Here is a 15,497-nt window from a genome sequence, read left to right as displayed (position 1 = left end):
CCTGATGCAACGGGCGGGTGTGGGTCGGGCACTGGTGTGCCTGGTCGCGGCGGCGCTGGTCGCCGCCGGGTGCGGCACGAGCGGAGCGGGCGGCGGCGGGAGGGTGCGGCTCACCGTGGCGACCTTCGGCGAGTTCGGCTACGAACCGCTGTTCGAGGAGTACGAGCGGGCGCACCCGGAGGTCGACGTCGTCGGCCGGGTGACCGACTTCGACACCCACCACCGGGGGCTGATCACCGCCCTCGCGACGGGTCGCGGCGCGGCCGACGTGGTCGCCGTCGAGGAGCAGTACATGCCCCGGCTGCGGCGGTCGGCCAGGCGGTTCGCCGACCTCGCCGCGTTCGGCGCGGACCGGCTGCGCGAGCGCTGGCCGCGGTGGAAGTGGGAGCAGGGCGTCGCCGACGGCGGGCGGGTCGTGTTCGCGCTCGGCACCGACATGGGCAGCCTGGCCATGTGCTACCGGCGCGACCTGTTCGAGCGCGCGGGCCTGCCCACCGACCGGGACCGGGTCGCCGCCCTGTGGCCGACCTGGGAGGCGTACGCCGAGGTCGCGGACCGGTTCGCCGAGCGGGTCGCCGACGCCCGGTTCGCGGACTCGGCGGGCACCGTCTACACGGCCGTGCTGAACCAGGCGGAGGAGAACTACTTCGCCAAGGCCGACGACTCGTTCATCGGCGACACCAACCCGAACGTGCGGCGCGCGTTCGGGATCGCGGGCGCGATCGCCGCCAAGGGCCGCACCGCGAAGGTCACCACGTTCACGCCGGAGTGGAACGTCGCCATCAACCGGGGTGCGTTCGCCACCGTCACCTGCCCGGCGTGGATGCTGGCCCAGATCAGGGAGGCGGGCGGCGCGGCGGGCGCGGGCAGGTGGGACGTCACCGCGGTGCCCGGCGGCGGCGGCAACTGGGGCGGCTCCTACCTCGCGGTGCCCGCGCAGGGCGCGCACCAGCGGGAGGCGTACCGGCTCGCCGAGTGGCTCACCGCGCCCGAGCAGCAGGAGGAGCTGTTCGTGCGGTCGGGCATCCTGCCCAGCGAGCCGGAGGTCTACCGCGACCCCGTGGTGCTCGGGCACACCGACCCGTACTTCGGCGGCGCGCCCGTCGGCGCGCTGTTCGCGGCCTCCTCCGACCGGGTGCGGCCCAACCACCGGGGCATCCGGGACGCCGACGTGCGACCGGTCTTCGGGCGGGCGCTCGGCCGCGTCGAGGACGGCGCGCAGGACGTCGCGCAGGCGTGGGAGCAGGCGGTCCGCGAAGCCCACGACCTGATCGGGTGAGGACGCAGGTGTCGTTCGCCCGCCGGGGGCGCGAGGCCGCGCCCTACCTGTTCATCGCACCGTTCTTCGTGCTGTTCGCCACCTTCGGGCTCTACCCGCTGCTGCGCACCGCCTGGCTGTCGCTGCACCGCTGGGACCTGCTGGCCGGCCCGGTCGAGTTCACCGGCCTGGCGAACTACGCGCGGCTGTTCGCCGACCCGTTCTTCTACAACGCGCTGGCCAACACCGCGAGCATCTTCCTCGTGGGCGCCGTGCCGCAACTGGTGGCCGCGCTGGGCATCGCGGCGCTGCTGGACCGGCCGCTGCGCGGGCGCACCGCGTGGCAGGCGGTCGTGCTGCTGCCCAACGTGGTGCCGGTGGTGGCGGTCGCGCTGGTGTTCACCCAGCTTTTCATGCGCGACCACGGCCTGGTCGCCCGAATCCTGTCGGCGCTCGGCGCGGGACCGCTGGACTGGCAGGCGCACGCCTGGTCGGCCCACCTCGGCGTGGCGATCATGGTGCTGTGGCGGTGGACCGGCTACCACGCGCTGCTCTACCTCGCCGCGATGCAGTCGGTCCCGAGGGAGCTGCACGAGGCCGCCGCGCTCGACGGCGCGTCGCGGGCGCGGTCGTTCCGGTCGGTCACCCTGCCGGGCATCCGGCCGACGCTGCTGTTCACGGCGGTCGTGTCGACGATCGGCGGCGTGCAGCTGTTCACCGAGCCCCGGCTGTTCGGCGGCACCAGCACCGGCGGCAACGACCGCCAGTTCCAGACGCTGGTCATGTACCTGCACGAGCGCGGCTTCGAGCAGCTCGACGCCGGTTACGCCGCGACCATCTCCTGGGTGCTGTTCGCGCTGTGCGCGCTGGTCGCCCTCGGCAACACGGCGCTGGTGCGCCGGCTCGTCGGGCGGTGGTGAGGCGTGCGCCGCGCACCCGGCGCGCTCGCCGGCCCGGCCCTGCTGCTGGTCCTGGTCGCGTCGCTGTTCCCGCTGTACTGGTCGGTCGTCGTGGCGTCGCACGACGGCGCGAGCACCTCGACCGGTGCGCTGCCGCTGCTGCCGGGCGGTGAGCTGGTCGACCACGTCCGGGCGGTGTTCGAGGCGGTGGACTTCCGGGCCGCCCTGGCCAACTCGGCGATCGTGGCGGTCACCGTGACCGCGTCGAACGTGCTGCTGTCCACGCTGGCCGGGTTCGCGTTCGCGCACCTGCGGTTCCGCGGCCGCCGGGCGCTGCTCGGCCTCGTCGTCGGCTCGGTGATGGTGCCGGCGCAGCTCGGCGTGGTGCCGCTGTTCGAGCTGATGGGGTGGCTCGGCTGGTACGGCGACCTCGCCGCGGTGGTGGCGCCGGGCCTGGTCAGCGCGTTCGGCGTGTTCTGGATGCGCCAGGCGTGCCGGGAGGCGGTGCCCCGCGAGCTGGTCGACGCGGCGCGGGTGGACGGCTGCTCGTCGGTGCGGATCTGGTGGCACGTCGTGCTGCCCGCGGTGCGACCGCAGGCGGTGGTGCTGGCGATGCTGACGTTCCTGGCCGCCTGGAACGACTTCTTCTGGCCGCTGGTGGTGCTCGACCCCGTCGAGTCGCCCACGGTCCAGGTGGCGCTGTCGCACCTGGCGGGCGGCTACTACACCGACTACCCGCTCGTGCTGACCGGCGCGGTGCTCGGCACGGCGCCGGTGGTGGTGCTGTTCGCCCTGCCGGCGCGGCGGCTGATCGCCGGCCTCCGCCGGGTCCCGGTCGACCGGTGAGGGGTTCGGCGGCACGCGTCCCCGCACCGGCGGGCCGCCCGCGTCAGTTCCCGGTCGGCAGGTCGCCCAGCTCGCCGCTGACGTTGACCGCCTGGAAGCAGTCGGCCGCCTGCTGCCCGCTGGCCGGCGTGCCGGTCCTGGTGCAGTCCACCGTCACGGTGACGGAGGCGCCCTGCGGGATGTCGATCGGCGTCACCCAGTGGTAGTCCTGGTTCCGGAACGTCTCCAGGGCGATCGGCGGGATCGTCCGCTCGCCGAACGCGATGGTGAGCACGCCCTCGTCGCCCTGGTGGTTGCCCAGCACGATGTCGGTGACCCGGAAGACCTTGCCCCTCGGCACGGTGTACGAGGCGGCGTTGCGCGCGCCGGCGGCCGTGCGGACCTCGATGGTGCTGGAGCTCTGCTGCCCGCCGACGGCGGTGCCCGGCTGTCCCTGCCCCCGGCCCTGCTCCTGTCCTCGGCCCTGTCCCTCCGGTTGCCCGCCCGTCCTGGGCTGCTGGCCGTTCCGCTCGCCGGGCCGGTCCTGCGCCGACTGGTCCTGCGCCGACTGATCTTGGGCGGCCTGGGCGACCTCCCGCGCCCGGTCGTCGGCCGCCTCCCGCGCGGCGCTGCGCACGGCCGGTCGCACCAGCAGCAACCACGCCAGCACGAGCGCCAGCAGCGCCGCGAGCAGCGCCAGCAGCCACCGGGGCAGCACCGGTAGCTGGATCAGCTCGCCCTCCGGCTCGTGCCGGGTGGCGTCCTCGCCCGCGACGGCCGTGACCTCCAGGGCGAGCGGCCAGTGCTCGGGCTTGCCGAACCACAGCACCGAGCCCACCCGCACGCGCAGGTCCAGCTCCGCGCGGTCACCCGGCGCGACGTCGACCGGTTGCCGGGGAACGGTGTACGTGAGCCGGTCGTCGGCCTCCGGCGCGGTGAGCGACACCGCCACCGGGGTGTTGCCCGCGTTGTGCAGCTCAACGTGGTAGCGGGCGCTGCGCCAGGCCCGGCGGCGTTCCGGGACCAGCTCGGCGCGCTGCTCGGCGAACGGCTCGACGACCACGGTCGTCTCCGACACCACCACCGACTCGGGGCGTTCGGCGGGCAGCACCCGCACACCCAGCGGCACCTCGCCCGCGCGCACCGAAGGCGAGCGCGGTGGGCGCAGCAGCACGGTCACCTGCCCGGAGGTGCCGGGGTACAGCGACAGCCGGGCCGGTTCCACCGCGGTCCACGGCGCGCAGTCGCCCACCACCTCGAACTCGTACGCCTCGACGATGTCGCTGTCGTTGCGCACCGTCATCGTCGTGCTGGTCTCCTGGCCGGGCGTCACGACCACCGTGGGGAGACCGAATTCCGTCGTTGCGGTCACGTCCGGCACGGTAAGGACGGCGGCCCGGCCGGCGGCAGGGAGAAAAGGGCACTGTACGGGCAAACACGTGCACTCGCGGTCCTCGCGCGCTGCCCCCGCGCACCACCGCTGGGCACGATGGTCCGTGCCAGGGCCCACCGGCCCGGCAGTGGCGAAGGGGGCCGGCATGAAGACCAGAATCCCTGTTGCGGTGTACGCCGAGGACCCGGTCCTGCGCACCGGGGTCGTCCACCAGCTCCGACCGTCACCGGACGTCGAGATACTCGCCGCGCGGGAGGACGCGCGGGCACGCGTGTCGCTGGTGGTGGTGGACGAGGTCGACGACGCGGCGGCCCGGCTGCTGCGCCGGCTCCAGCGCTCGTCGGAGACCCGCACGGGCGTGGTCGTCGGCCGGTTCGACCAGGACGCGCTCCAGGTCACCGTGGACTGCGGCGTGTCGGCGGTGGTGCGCCGCGCCGAAGCCGACCAGCACCGGCTGGTGGGCACCGTGCGGGCACTGGCCAGGGGCGAGGCCGTGCTGCCCGGCGACCTGCTCGGCAGGCTGCTGGACCACGTCGGGCGGTTGCAGCGCAGCGTGCTGGACCCCAACGGGCCCACGATGTCCACGCTCACGCCGCGCGAGGCGGACATGCTGCGGCTGATCGCGGAGGGCTTCGACACCGCGGAGATCGCGACGAAGATGTCCTTCTCCGAGCGGACGGTGAAGAACGTGCTGCACCAGGTGAACACCCGGCTGAACCTGCGCAACCGCGCCCACGCCGTGGGTTACGTGATGCGGCACGGCCTGATCTGAGCGCGGCACGGCCCGGTGGGACCTGGTTTCGCCGCCACCGGGCCGGTTCCGGTCGCGGCGAGCCCCGTTCCCCAGCGGCGGAGCGTGGTGCTCGCCGTGGCGGGGGCGTGGTGCTCGCCGTGGTGGGCGTGTCCTTGCTGCGGCGAGGCGTGTCTTGCTCCGGGCGGCATGGTCCCGCCGTGGCGGGGCGGGGTTCCGCTGTGGCGGGGCACGCCGCACCGCGCACGGCCCCGTGCCGACGACGATTGCCCGAGAACACCCGTTCCCGGCCCCGGCCCTGCCCGCGCGGACATCGGCGCGGTGCGCCGGTCGCCGCGACGATGCTCCGCGAGACCGTCACCGGAGGTGCGAGTTGTCCGACTGGGCGCGAAACCGAGCCGTCGCCGCGATCACGGCGGTGGTCGCGCTGTGCGGGGTGCTCGTCGCGGTGCGGGCCACCACGACGTCGACCACGGCGGCGGCGCAGCAGGACGACCCGCCTGCCACGGGCCGCATCGCCTTCGCCGGCACCGGCCACCGCGGCATCGGCGCGGTCGCCGACCCGGTGCCGGACGCGCCGGCGACGAGCGAGCCGCTGCTGGGTCCGGGACCGGCGCACTTCGACGACCACGTGTCGGCGCGCGGCGACCTGGTGGTGTTCACCAGCCGGCGCGACGCGCGCCGGCCGCAGGTGTACCTGCGCACGCCGAACGGCGCGGTGCGCAGGCTGACCACCGGTCGCGACGCCGGCCACCCGCAGCTGTCGCCGGACCTGCGCTCGGTGGTGTTCGACTCCGCCGAGAACGGGCAGCGCGACCTGTGGGTGGTGGGCGTCGACGGCGCCGGCGCCCGCCGGCTCACCGACACCCCCGAGGACGAGACGTGGCCGACGTTCTCACCGGACGGCGCGCAGGTCGCGTTCTCGGCCGACCGCGGCGGCGGACCGGAGATCCACCGGCAGCCGGTCGCCGGCGGCCGGGCGGTGCGGGTGACCGACGAACCCGTCGGCGCGGCGGTCGAACCCGCCTGGCACCCGCGCGACGGCCGCATCGCCTACGCCCTGGACCGGGGCGCGGACGCGCCCGTCCAGCTCCGGGTGGTCGACGGCGTCGGCGTGGGCGTGCCGGTGCTGGGCGGCGACCAGGCCGGGTGGCGCGGCCACTGGCCCGCCTGGAAGCCCGACGGGACCGGCCTGCTGTTCCTCAGCCACGACCAGACGTGCGACTGCCCCGCCGACCCGAACGTGGAGAAGGTCTACCAGGTCGACACCGGGCAGGGCCTGCCCGTCACGACCGCGCCGGGCCTGCTGCTGGCCGAGGACCGGCAGGTGTCCTCGCCCGCGTGGTCGGTCACCGGCGGCCGGCCGCGGCTGCTGGTCTCGCGGACGACCGCGGCGACCCGCTCCACCGCGACCCTCCAGGACATCCGGCCCGACGGGGTGGACCCGCGCGACCTCGGCCTGCCGGTGCTGCGCGAGGACCCGGCGAGCGTCGAGGACCCGAACCGCCTGTTCTACCCGGGCGAGGGGTACGACCCGTGGACGCAGCGGCAGTCCTACTCGCCGGACGGCAGGCGGATCGCGGTCACCCGGTTCGAGGACGTCGACGGGCGGCGGGCGCAGCGGCTGTGGCTGGTGGACTCCGACGGCGGCGACCCGCGCCGGCTGCCCGTCGCCGACCGGTCGGCGACGGATTGGGAGTTCGACCCCGCGTGGTCCCCCGACGGCCGGTTCATCGCCTTCGCCCGCCGGTCGCCCGGCGCGGTGCCCGGTCGCGGCGCGGGGGCGAGCCGGGTGGTCGTCGTGGAGGTGGCGACCGGCGCGGTGGTGGGCCGCCTGCGCCCGCCGCCCGAGGTCGCCGAGCGGGAGGACACCCAGCCCGCGTGGTCGCCCGACGGCGCGGCCCTCGCGTTCACCAGGGGCGTGATCCGCGACGCGGGACAGCCCGGTGAGGTCCGCGACAACCACGTCTGGACCGCGCGGGCGCGGACCCTGGACGGGCAGCGCGACCTGTCGGCGGCGGTCTGCGGGTTCGACTGCCGGGTCACCGACGACAGCGCGGCGTTCCGCCCGGACGGCGGCGCGGTGGTCTTCAACCGCGAGTTCGACGGCCTGCCGGAGGTCTCGCCGGACGGCGGGCGGTGCCGCCTCGTGCTGCCGCGCGGGCCGGGTTCGTGCTCGACGCCGGTGACCGCGCCGCCCTCGGGGCCGTTCCAGCCCAGGGACGCGGCGTACGCCCCGGACGGCGACCGGCTGGTGGTGACCACCCGTCGCACGGGTGACGCCCGGTCGCCGGAGGAGTTGGCCGTGCTCGACCCCGCCGGCGGCGACCTCGACCGGATCACGCGCGACCTGCCCGGCAGGCAGAAGGAGCCGACCTGGCAGCCGTCGGTGGACCTGGCGGTGCAGGCGCCGCCGTCCGCGCCGGAGGTGGGTACGGGCGCGACCACGACCGTGGCGGTGGCGGTGGCGAACCGGGGTCCGGCGACCTCGCCGGGCACCGCGCTGACCCTCGCGGTGCCCGCCGGGCTCCGGGTGGTCGCGGCCCGTCCGGACCGCGGTTCCTGCGACGCGACCGCGCTGCGGTGCGACCTGGGCGCGCTGGAGGACGGCGCGAGCGTGCGGATCACCGTGGAGCTGGTGGGCGTGACACCCGGCCGGTGGCCGGTGACGTGGTCGGTGACGGGCGACGTGCTGGACGTGCGGCCGTCGGACAACTCGGCGCGGACGGAGGTCCCGGTGCGCGACCCCGTGCCGTCTCCCACCCCCACGCCCACGCCCACGCCGTCGCCGTCGCCTTCACCTCCCCCGCCCCCGCCCCCGCCGCCGGCGCCGCCCGCGGCCGGTCCCGGCGTGACCGTCGTGGTGCAGCCGGTTCCGTCCTATGTGGGCGGTCGCGCCACCGCGACCTACGTCGTGCGCAACGCGGGCGGTTCCCTGGCCACCGGGCTGCGCCTGGAACTCGGGCTGCCCGAGCGGGTGCCCGTGGCGGCGTTGCCCGCCGGCTGCACGGCGACCGGGTGCGTGCTGCCCGACCTCGGGCCCGGCGCGACGCAGGTCGTGCAGGTCGGGTTCGCGCCGGACGCGCCGCTGGAGACCACCGTCCGCGGTGCGCTGCGGACCACCGGCACGGACGCCGACCCCGGCGACAACACCGCGAGCGCGCCGATGCGGGTGCTCCTGCCGCGCATCGTGGCCGTGCCGCCGATCGGCGAGCCCGGCTTCGTGACCTCGGTGCGGGGCGTGGACTTCCCGCCCGGCGTGCCGGTGCGGCTCACCTGGTCGCCCGGCATCACCGCGGCGGCCGCGCCCACGACCCCGCGCGCGGACGGCCGGTTCGCCGCGCAGCTGCTGATCCTGCCCAAGGACCAGACGGGGCCGCGCACCATTACCGCGACCGGGCCCGGCTTCCGGCCCGCCACGACGCCGTTCCTGGTGGTGGTCGGCTCCGTCGGGCCGCCGGACATGGTGCGGCGCAGGTGACGGTGACGCGGGTGGCGGTGGCGCGGGAGACGGTGGCGCGGGTGGCGGCGGTTCGGACCAGGAGGGGGCATCGGTGATCCACGAGGTGGACGAGGGGCTGCGCCGGCTGCTCGTCGCGGCCGGCGTGCCCGGCGACCGCGGCGACCTGGTGTTCGACGCGCCCACCACGCAGTGGGCGGCGCGGCGCAACGCGCCCACGATCAACGTCTTCCTCTACGACATCCGGGAGGACATGACGCGGCGGCAGGCCGGCACGACCGAGGTGCACGACGAGGACGGCGCGCTGCTGGGCCTGCGCGGCGCGGCCCGCTGGTTCGAGCTGTCCTACCTCGTCACCGCGTGGACCAACCGGCCGCAGGACGAGCACCGGCTGCTGTCGGACGTGCTGGCCTGCCTGGTGCGCACCGAACGGCTCGACCCGCGGTGGCTCTCCGGGTCGCTGGCCGAGCTGGGCCTGTCGGTCGGGTTGGAGGCGGCGCTGCCGCTGTCGGAGGGGCGCGCGGCGACCGACGTGTGGTCCGCGCTCGGCGGTGAGCTGAAGCCCGCCGTCAACGTCCGGGTCACCGCGCCGCTGGCGGGGGAGTGGACGCCCGCCGGCCCGCCGGTGACCGAGGGGATGGTGCTGCGGACCGCGCCGGGTGCGGAGCGGGAGGCGTCCGGCGCCCGCAGGCTCCGCTACGAGGGGCCGACCACCGCCGAGGGCGAGGGCTTCGCGGTGACCAGGCCGCGTCCGCTGCCCTCGGCCCGGCGTCGTCGCGGCGAGCCGATCCGATGACCGCGCACGTGTCCGGGGCGGGCGGGTCCGAGAACGGGGCGGGCGGGTCCGAGAACGGGGCGGGGCCGGTCGGCACCGGTCGGCGCGGCGGCCACCACGGATGTGGAACCGGCCCGGTCGGCACCGGTCGGCGCGGTGGCCCGCACGGGTCCGAGACCGACGCCGGTCGGCCCGGTAACCCGCACGGGTTCGAGACCGACGCCGGTCGGCGCGGTGGTCCGCCGTGGTCCGAGGTCGACGCCGGTCGGCTCGGCGGCCCGATCGCCGCGGAGGCCGACCTCGTCTACCTCTGGGGTCGGCTCGGCGCGGTCGAGCACCGGGTCCGGCGGGCGGTGGAGGCGCGACTGGCCACCGACCCCGCGCCCGACGACCCGTTCCGCGGCCTCTACCTCACCCCGGACGCGGTGCGCCGGGTGCTCGACGCGCCCCACCGGACCCGGCCCGTGCCGGTCGAGCCGGACGCCGACCTCGACGCGCTCGCCACGGCGGTGCCCGCGGGCCCCCGCCTGCTGCGACTGGCCCGCGACTTCCACCTCGACCCGCTCGACGTGGAGTTCCTGCTGGTCGCCTTGGCGCCCGACGTCGACGCCCGGTTCGAACGGCTCTACGGCTACCTCAACGACGACGTCACCCGGCGGCGCGCGACCGTCGGGCTGGCGCTGGAGCTGTGCGGCGCGCCCGCGGCGGGCGCGGGCCGGTTCCGGTTCGCCGCCACCGCGCCCCTCGTCGCGGGCGGCCTGGTCGAGGTGCGCGAGCCGGACCTGCCCGCGCTGTCCAGGGTGCTGCACGTGCCCGACCGCGTGGTGGCGCACCTGCTCGGCGACGACGCGCCGGACCGGGCGCTGACCGGCCTCGCCCGCGTCGTCGACGCGGCGCCGGCGCCCACCGACGGGTTCGAGGCGCGGGTCGGCGCGGCGTTGCGCTCGGGCGTCGACCTGGTCCACCTGCGCGCCGCGGACGGCGACGCGGGCCGGGCGGCGATCGGCGCGCTGGCCGCCGCCGGGCGCGGCGCGGTGGTGTTCGACGTGGTGGCGCTGGCCGACCGCGACCGGCCCGCGCCCGCCGCGGTCGTGCGGGAGGCGCGGCTGCGCGACGCCGGGCTCGTGCTCGGCCCGGTCGACCTCCTCGTGCCCGACCGGGTCCGGCTGCTGCGCGAGGTGGCCGCGCTCGCGGGCGACGTGCCGCTGGTCGTGCACGGCAGGCAGCACTGGGACCCGCGGTGGACCGACCGGCCGGCCGTCTCGGTGCCGGTCCCGCCGCTGGCCGCCGACCAGAGGGCGGAGCGGTGGGCGCGGGGCCTGACCGAGGCGACCGGCGCGCGACCGCCGGACGAACTGCTGGCGTCGCTCGGCGGCTACCGGCTCGGGGTGGACGAGGTGGACCGGGCGGTGTCCGTCGCCACCCGGCTCGCCGTGCTGGAGGGTCGCCCGGTCGCGCTGGAGCACCTGCGCGCCGGGGTGCGGGCGCAGAACGGCGCGGGCCTGGACCGGTTGGCCCGCCGGATCACGCCGTCCGTCGGCTGGGACGACCTGGTGCTGCCCGAACCGACCCGGCGGCAGCTGGCGGAGCTGGTGCTGCGGGCCCGGCACCGCGACCGGGTGCTGGGGCAGTGGCGGATGCGGCCCGGCGGCGGCCGCGGTCGCGGTGTCGTGGCGTTGTTCGCGGGTGAGTCCGGCACCGGCAAGACGATGTCCGCCGAGGTCGTCGCGGCCGAGGTCGGCATGGACCTGTACGTGGTGGACCTGTCCACCGTGGTGGACAAGTACGTCGGCGAGACGGAGAAGAACCTGGAGCGGATCTTCTCCGAGGCGGCCGGCGTGCACGGCGTGCTGCTGTTCGACGAGGCGGACGCGGTGTTCGGCAAGCGCTCGGAAGTCAAGGACGCGCGCGACCGGTACGCCAACGTGGAGTCCGCCTACCTGTTGCAGCGCATGGAGTCGTTCGACGGGATCGCGGTGCTGACGACCAACATGCGGTCCAACGTGGACTCGGCGTTCACCCGTCGGATCGACGTGATCGCGGACTTCCCCGTGCCCGACGCGGAACAGCGGTTGGCGCTGTGGGACCGCTGCCTGGGACCGGCCCTGCCGCGCGGCGACGACCTCGACCTGGCGTCCTGCGCCGAGCGGTTCGAGCTGGCGGGCGGGTCGATCCGCGCCTGCGCGGTGACGGCCGCCTACCTGGCGGCGGCGGCCGACCGCCCGGTGGCGATGGCCGACGTGACGGAGGCGGTCCGCCAAGAGTACCGCAAGCTCGGGCGGCTGGTGCAGGAGCACGAGTTCGGCCCCGAGTCGGCCACCCGGCCCTGACCGGGTCCGGCTCCGCCAACCCTGACCGGACCCGGCTCCGCCCCCTCGCCGGGTCCGGCTCCGCCCGCCCGTGGTCGGACCCGGCTCCGCCCGCCGGCTGACGACGGGCAGCCCGAAGCGTTTCGGGCTGCCCGTTCCGTCGTGGCGCGCCGGACCACCCACACCGGCTCCAAGATGCTCGCTCCACCAGCGCGCGTCGGGCCGCCCGCACCACCGGTTCCGGGCCGTCCGTTCCGTCGGCGCGTGCCGGCGGCGCGCACCGACTCCGGGCTGCCGCGTCCCGGTCGGTGCCCTTTAGTGCACCGGCCCTGCCCCGGACCGGGAACGGGCGGACCTCCCGACGCGGCCCCGGTCGAAGGACGCTGGTGGGGCCAGAGCGGAGCAGCGCACACCAGACAGGAGCGACCATGCCGCAGTACCTCTCACCCGGCGTGTACGTGGAGGAGGTCCAGTCCGGAGCGCGACCGATCGAGGGCGTCGGCACCGCCGTGGCCGCCTTCGTCGGTTTCGCCGAGCACGGGCCGTTCCACCGGGCGACCCTCGTGGCGAACTGGAACCAGTACGTGCAGCACTTCGGCGGCTTCGTCGACGGCGCCTACCTGCCGCACGCCGTCTACGGCTACTTCGCCAACGGCGGCGGCGCGGCGTACGTGGTGCGCGTCGGCGGGCCGCAGGAGGGCGCGGAGCCCAAGCCGCCCGTGACGAACCCCGTGCGGCTGGGCGGGTTGCGGGTCGCCGCGCTGCCCGGCGCGGGCGGCGACGTCACCGTCGAGGTGGCCGACGCCGAGGGCGAGAACCCGGCGGAGGACCGCTTCCGGCTGCTCGTCCGCCAGGGCGGCAAGGTGGTGGAGAGCTACGACGCGTCCACCCGCAAGAACGTCAAGAACTACGTGGTGAGCCAGGTCCGCGAGCGCTCCAAGCTGATCGAGGTCGCCGAGCAGTCCGGCGGCGCGCTCGCCCGACCCGACAACCAGTCGGTGTCGCTGCCCGCCGCCGGTTCCGACGGCGCGGCGCTGCCCGCCGTGGTCGACGCGCAGGAGTACCTCGGCGACCCGGAGGCCCGCACGGGTTTCGGCGGGCTGGAGAGCATCGACGAGATCACGATGGTCGTCACGCCCGACCTGATGGCGGCCTACCAGCGCGGCATGATCGACCTTGAGGGCGTCAAGACCGTGCAACTGGCGATGATCTCGCACTGCGAGCAGATGGGTGACCGGATCGCCGTGCTGGACGCGCCACCCGGCCTGAACGCGCAGCGGGTCCGCGCCTGGCGCATGGACGAGGCGGGCTACGACTCCCACTACGCGGCCCTCTACTACCCGTGGATCAAGGTCTTCGACCCGGCCGGCGGGCGGAACATCATGGTCCCGCCGTCGGGCCACATCGCGGGCGTGTGGGCGCGCAACGACGTGGAGCGCGGCGTGCACAAGGCGCCCGCCAACGAGGTGATCCGCGGCGCGGTGGACCTGGAGACCGCGCTGAGCAAGAGCGAGCAGGACCTGCTCAACCCGATCGGCGTGAACTGCGTGCGCGCCTTCTCCGGCCGCGGCATCCGGATCTGGGGCGCGCGCACGCTGTCCTCCGACCCGGCGTGGCGGTATTTGAACGTGCGTCGGCTGTTCAACTTCCTGGAGGAGTCGATCCTCATCGGCACCCAGTGGGTCGTGTTCGAGCCGAACGACGACCGCCTGTGGTCCAGCATCCGGCGCAACATCACGGCGTTCCTCACCGAGCAGTGGCGGCAGGGCGCGCTGTTCGGCCGCACCCCGGCCGAGGCGTTCTACGTCAAGTGCGACCGGGACAACAACCCGCAGGAGTCCATCGACCTCGGCCAGGTCGTGTGCGAGATCGGGGTCGCCCCGGTCAAGCCCGCCGAGTTCGTGGTCTTCCGGCTGTCGCAGTTCTCCGACAGCACCAGCCTCGTCAGCGAATGAAGTGCCGCCCCGCCGGGGCACGTGAACCAGGAAGGCGACCGCGAACATGGCAGAAGGCGATGCTCTCTCCACCCACATCTTCGGCGTGCAGCTCGGCGGTTTCACCGTCGAGTCCCTCCAGGAGGTCAGCGGCCTGACCGTCGAGGAGGACGTGGTCGAGGTGCCCCAGGTGACGCCCACCGGGAAACCGCTGCTGCGCAAGCAGCCCGGCGCGCAGAAGGGCGGCGAGGTCACGATCACCAGGGGCCTCGACGTGAGCGCGGAGTTCACCAAGTGGCTCAAGGAAACCCTGGAGAAGGGCGCGGTCTCCGCGGCCCGGCAGAACGTCACCATCGAGGTCAAGGACTCCGAGGGCAACACGGTCCGGCGGATGCAGCTGATGAACGCCTGGGCCAGCAAGTGGGAGGGCCCGTCGCTCAAGGCGGGCGAGTCCACCGCCGCCACGGAGAAGGTGACCCTCGTCTTCGAGGAGATCAAGGTCGAATGAGGCGTCGGACGATCGGCATCGACCAGCTCGACGAGCTGGTGGAGGAGACCAGGCAGCGGAAACCGGAGCGCGCGCCGACCACGGCGCCCGCCACCGCGGGCGGCGGGCTGCGCACGGTGTTCGACTTCGAGCTGCCGCGCGGCTACGTCGACCCCGACGGCGTCGTGCACCGGCACGGGCGGATGCGGCTGGCCACCGCGCGGGACGAGCTGCGGCCCCAGATCGACCTGCGGGTCAAGGAGAACCCCGGCTACCTCAGCGTCGTGCTGCTCAGCCAGGTCATCACCGAGCTGGGCACGGTCGGGGAGGTGCACGCGGGTGTCGTCGAGCAGATGTACGCCACCGACATCGCTTTCCTCCAGGACTTCTACCGGCGCATCAACAGCGAGGGCCACACGCGCGCCGGGGTGTCCTGCCCGTCGTGCGGCACGGCGTTCGAGGTCGACATCTCCGGTGGCCGCCTGGGGGAATCGTGACGTACGCGGCCGAACGGCTGCTGCAGGAGGTCGCGTACGTGGCCTACCACTTCCACTGGGCGCGCGAGGAGATCCTCGACCTGGAGCACCACGAGCGCCGGCGGTGGGTCGGGGAGATCGCCCGCATCAACACCAGGGTGAACGAGGGGAGGTGAGCCATGTCCCTGTGGGACAGGTTCCGCAGGCGCGGTGGCGCGGCGGGTGCCGCCGCGCCGGTCGCTCCTCCGGGGGCGGCGGAGGCGGGGGAGCGCCCGGCCCGACCGGAGCACGACGGCGGCTGGCGGTCCGTTCCACCGCCGGCCGGGGTGATCGGGCGGGAGAGCGTCGCGGTGGGTGACGGGTTGCGCTTCAAGGCGGGGCTGACCTCCTGGCAGGACCACAGGTTCGACACCGGGATGGGGCACGCGCTCGACCCGGCGGCCCCGGCGGGCGTGCTGCACGGCGTGGTGGTGCAGCGGACGCCGGCGGCTTGGCAGCCGGGCGGTGTCGTCATGCCCCTGGTCCTGCGGCCGGTGGTGCCGGAGCAGACCACCGAGGCGGGGCCGCCGGTCGAGGCCGAGCGGCCGGCCGCAGCAGGGCGGTCGGTGGTGGTGGGACAGCCTGCCGTGACGGGGCGGTCGGCTGTCGCCGAGCAGCCGACGGTGGTCGAGCGGCCCGCCGTCGTGCAGCGAACCGCGGCTGAGCGGCCCATCGTCGCGGAGCAGCCCTCCGCCGCCCAACCCTCCGCCGCCCAACCCGCCGCCGTGCAGCCAGTCCTTGGACAACCGGCTGTCGCGGCACCTCCTGCGGCAGCTTCCCCAGCCGGGGCCGGACGACCTGCGGCGGGTGGGGGCTTCGTCGAGTCGGCGCGGTCCGGTGCCGAGCCGTCGGTCGTCGCGCACCGCCGCGTGGTCGCGGCGCGGCCCGTGG

Annotated in this window: 12 protein-coding genes; 11 read left to right on the top strand and 1 reads right to left on the bottom strand. The window is 75.3% G+C overall.

The genetic code is table 11. From position 1 onward, the window contains the following. Positions 1-4: 4 nt before the first annotated feature. The 3 genes from C8E97_RS19800 to C8E97_RS19790 are packed head-to-tail and all read left to right on the top strand — an operon-like array spanning position 5 to position 3,003. A complete protein-coding gene (locus C8E97_RS19800; RefSeq protein WP_121007054.1) occupies positions 5-1,279 on the top strand; it encodes an extracellular solute-binding protein in 1,275 nt (424 codons plus the stop codon). Further along, complete coding sequence (locus C8E97_RS19795; RefSeq protein WP_246019023.1) at positions 1,276-2,178, top strand: carbohydrate ABC transporter permease; 903 nt, start codon at positions 1,276-1,278, stop codon at positions 2,176-2,178. Before C8E97_RS19800 ends, C8E97_RS19795 begins: the two co-directional genes overlap by 4 nt. 3 nt (positions 2,179-2,181) lie before the next feature. After that, positions 2,182-3,003, top strand: a complete 822-nt coding sequence (locus tag C8E97_RS19790) for a carbohydrate ABC transporter permease (protein WP_121007052.1) — start codon at positions 2,182-2,184, stop codon at positions 3,001-3,003. A 43-nt stretch (positions 3,004-3,046) separates the two neighbouring features. On the opposite strand, the gene C8E97_RS19785 is transcribed toward C8E97_RS19790, so the two are convergent. Beyond that, positions 3,047-4,354 (bottom strand): COG1470 family protein, encoded by a 1,308-nt coding sequence (locus C8E97_RS19785; RefSeq protein ID WP_211347085.1) that lies wholly within the window; start codon positions 4,352-4,354, stop codon positions 3,047-3,049. A 166-nt stretch (positions 4,355-4,520) separates the two neighbouring features. On the opposite strand from C8E97_RS19785, the gene C8E97_RS19780 reads away from it, so the two are divergent. The 8 genes from C8E97_RS19780 to C8E97_RS34695 all read left to right on the top strand — a co-directional run bounded on the left by C8E97_RS19780 (position 4,521) and on the right by C8E97_RS34695 (position 14,743). Next, positions 4,521-5,147 carry a response regulator transcription factor gene (locus C8E97_RS19780; RefSeq protein ID WP_121011951.1) on the top strand — a complete coding sequence of 209 codons (627 nt, stop codon included), beginning with the start codon at positions 4,521-4,523 and terminating at the stop codon, positions 5,145-5,147. A 352-nt stretch (positions 5,148-5,499) separates the two neighbouring features. Beyond that, on the top strand, positions 5,500-8,607 hold the full coding sequence (locus C8E97_RS19775; protein ID WP_121007051.1) for a DUF11 domain-containing protein: 3,108 nt from the start codon (positions 5,500-5,502) through the stop codon (positions 8,605-8,607). Positions 8,608-8,680: 73 nt separating this feature from the next. Next, positions 8,681-9,382, top strand: a complete 702-nt coding sequence (locus C8E97_RS19770; protein WP_121007050.1) for a Pvc16 family protein — start codon at positions 8,681-8,683, stop codon at positions 9,380-9,382. Next, positions 9,379-11,691, top strand: a complete 2,313-nt coding sequence (locus tag C8E97_RS19765; RefSeq protein WP_246019022.1) for an AAA family ATPase — start codon at positions 9,379-9,381, stop codon at positions 11,689-11,691. Before C8E97_RS19770 ends, C8E97_RS19765 begins: the two co-directional genes overlap by 4 nt. A 407-nt stretch (positions 11,692-12,098) precedes the next feature. Beyond that, positions 12,099-13,625 (top strand): phage tail sheath family protein, encoded by a 1,527-nt coding sequence (locus tag C8E97_RS19760; RefSeq protein ID WP_121007049.1) that lies wholly within the window; start codon positions 12,099-12,101, stop codon positions 13,623-13,625. Positions 13,626-13,671: 46 nt separating this feature from the next. Further along, complete coding sequence (locus C8E97_RS19755; protein ID WP_121007048.1) at positions 13,672-14,112, top strand: phage tail protein; 441 nt, start codon at positions 13,672-13,674, stop codon at positions 14,110-14,112. After that, entirely contained in the window at positions 14,109-14,588 is a 480-nt protein-coding gene (locus C8E97_RS19750; protein WP_121007047.1) for a hypothetical protein, read from the top strand. The genes C8E97_RS19755 and C8E97_RS19750 overlap by 4 nt, the downstream gene beginning before the upstream one ends. Then, positions 14,585-14,743, top strand: a complete 159-nt coding sequence (locus tag C8E97_RS34695) for a DUF6760 family protein (RefSeq protein WP_170211918.1) — start codon at positions 14,585-14,587, stop codon at positions 14,741-14,743. Before C8E97_RS19750 ends, C8E97_RS34695 begins: the two co-directional genes overlap by 4 nt. Positions 14,744-15,497 lie beyond the last annotated feature (754 nt).

Source organism: Saccharothrix australiensis (assembly GCF_003634935.1).
GTDB classification, from domain to species: Bacteria; Actinomycetota; Actinomycetes; order Mycobacteriales; family Pseudonocardiaceae; genus Actinosynnema; species Actinosynnema australiense.
This window is presented reverse-complemented; position numbering and strand designations above follow the sequence as displayed.

Coding starts and splice junctions, on each gene's coding strand:
- C8E97_RS19800 (WP_121007054.1), top strand. CDS start 5: ATGCAACGGGCGGGTGTGGGTCGGGCACTGGTGTGCCTGGTCGCGGCG.
- C8E97_RS19780 (WP_121011951.1), top strand. CDS start 4,521: ATGAAGACCAGAATCCCTGTTGCGGTGTACGCCGAGGACCCGGTCCTG.
- C8E97_RS19765 (WP_246019022.1), top strand. CDS start 9,379: ATGACCGCGCACGTGTCCGGGGCGGGCGGGTCCGAGAACGGGGCGGGC.
- C8E97_RS19760 (WP_121007049.1), top strand. CDS start 12,099: ATGCCGCAGTACCTCTCACCCGGCGTGTACGTGGAGGAGGTCCAGTCC.
- C8E97_RS19755 (WP_121007048.1), top strand. CDS start 13,672: ATGGCAGAAGGCGATGCTCTCTCCACCCACATCTTCGGCGTGCAGCTC.
- C8E97_RS19750 (WP_121007047.1), top strand. CDS start 14,109: ATGAGGCGTCGGACGATCGGCATCGACCAGCTCGACGAGCTGGTGGAG.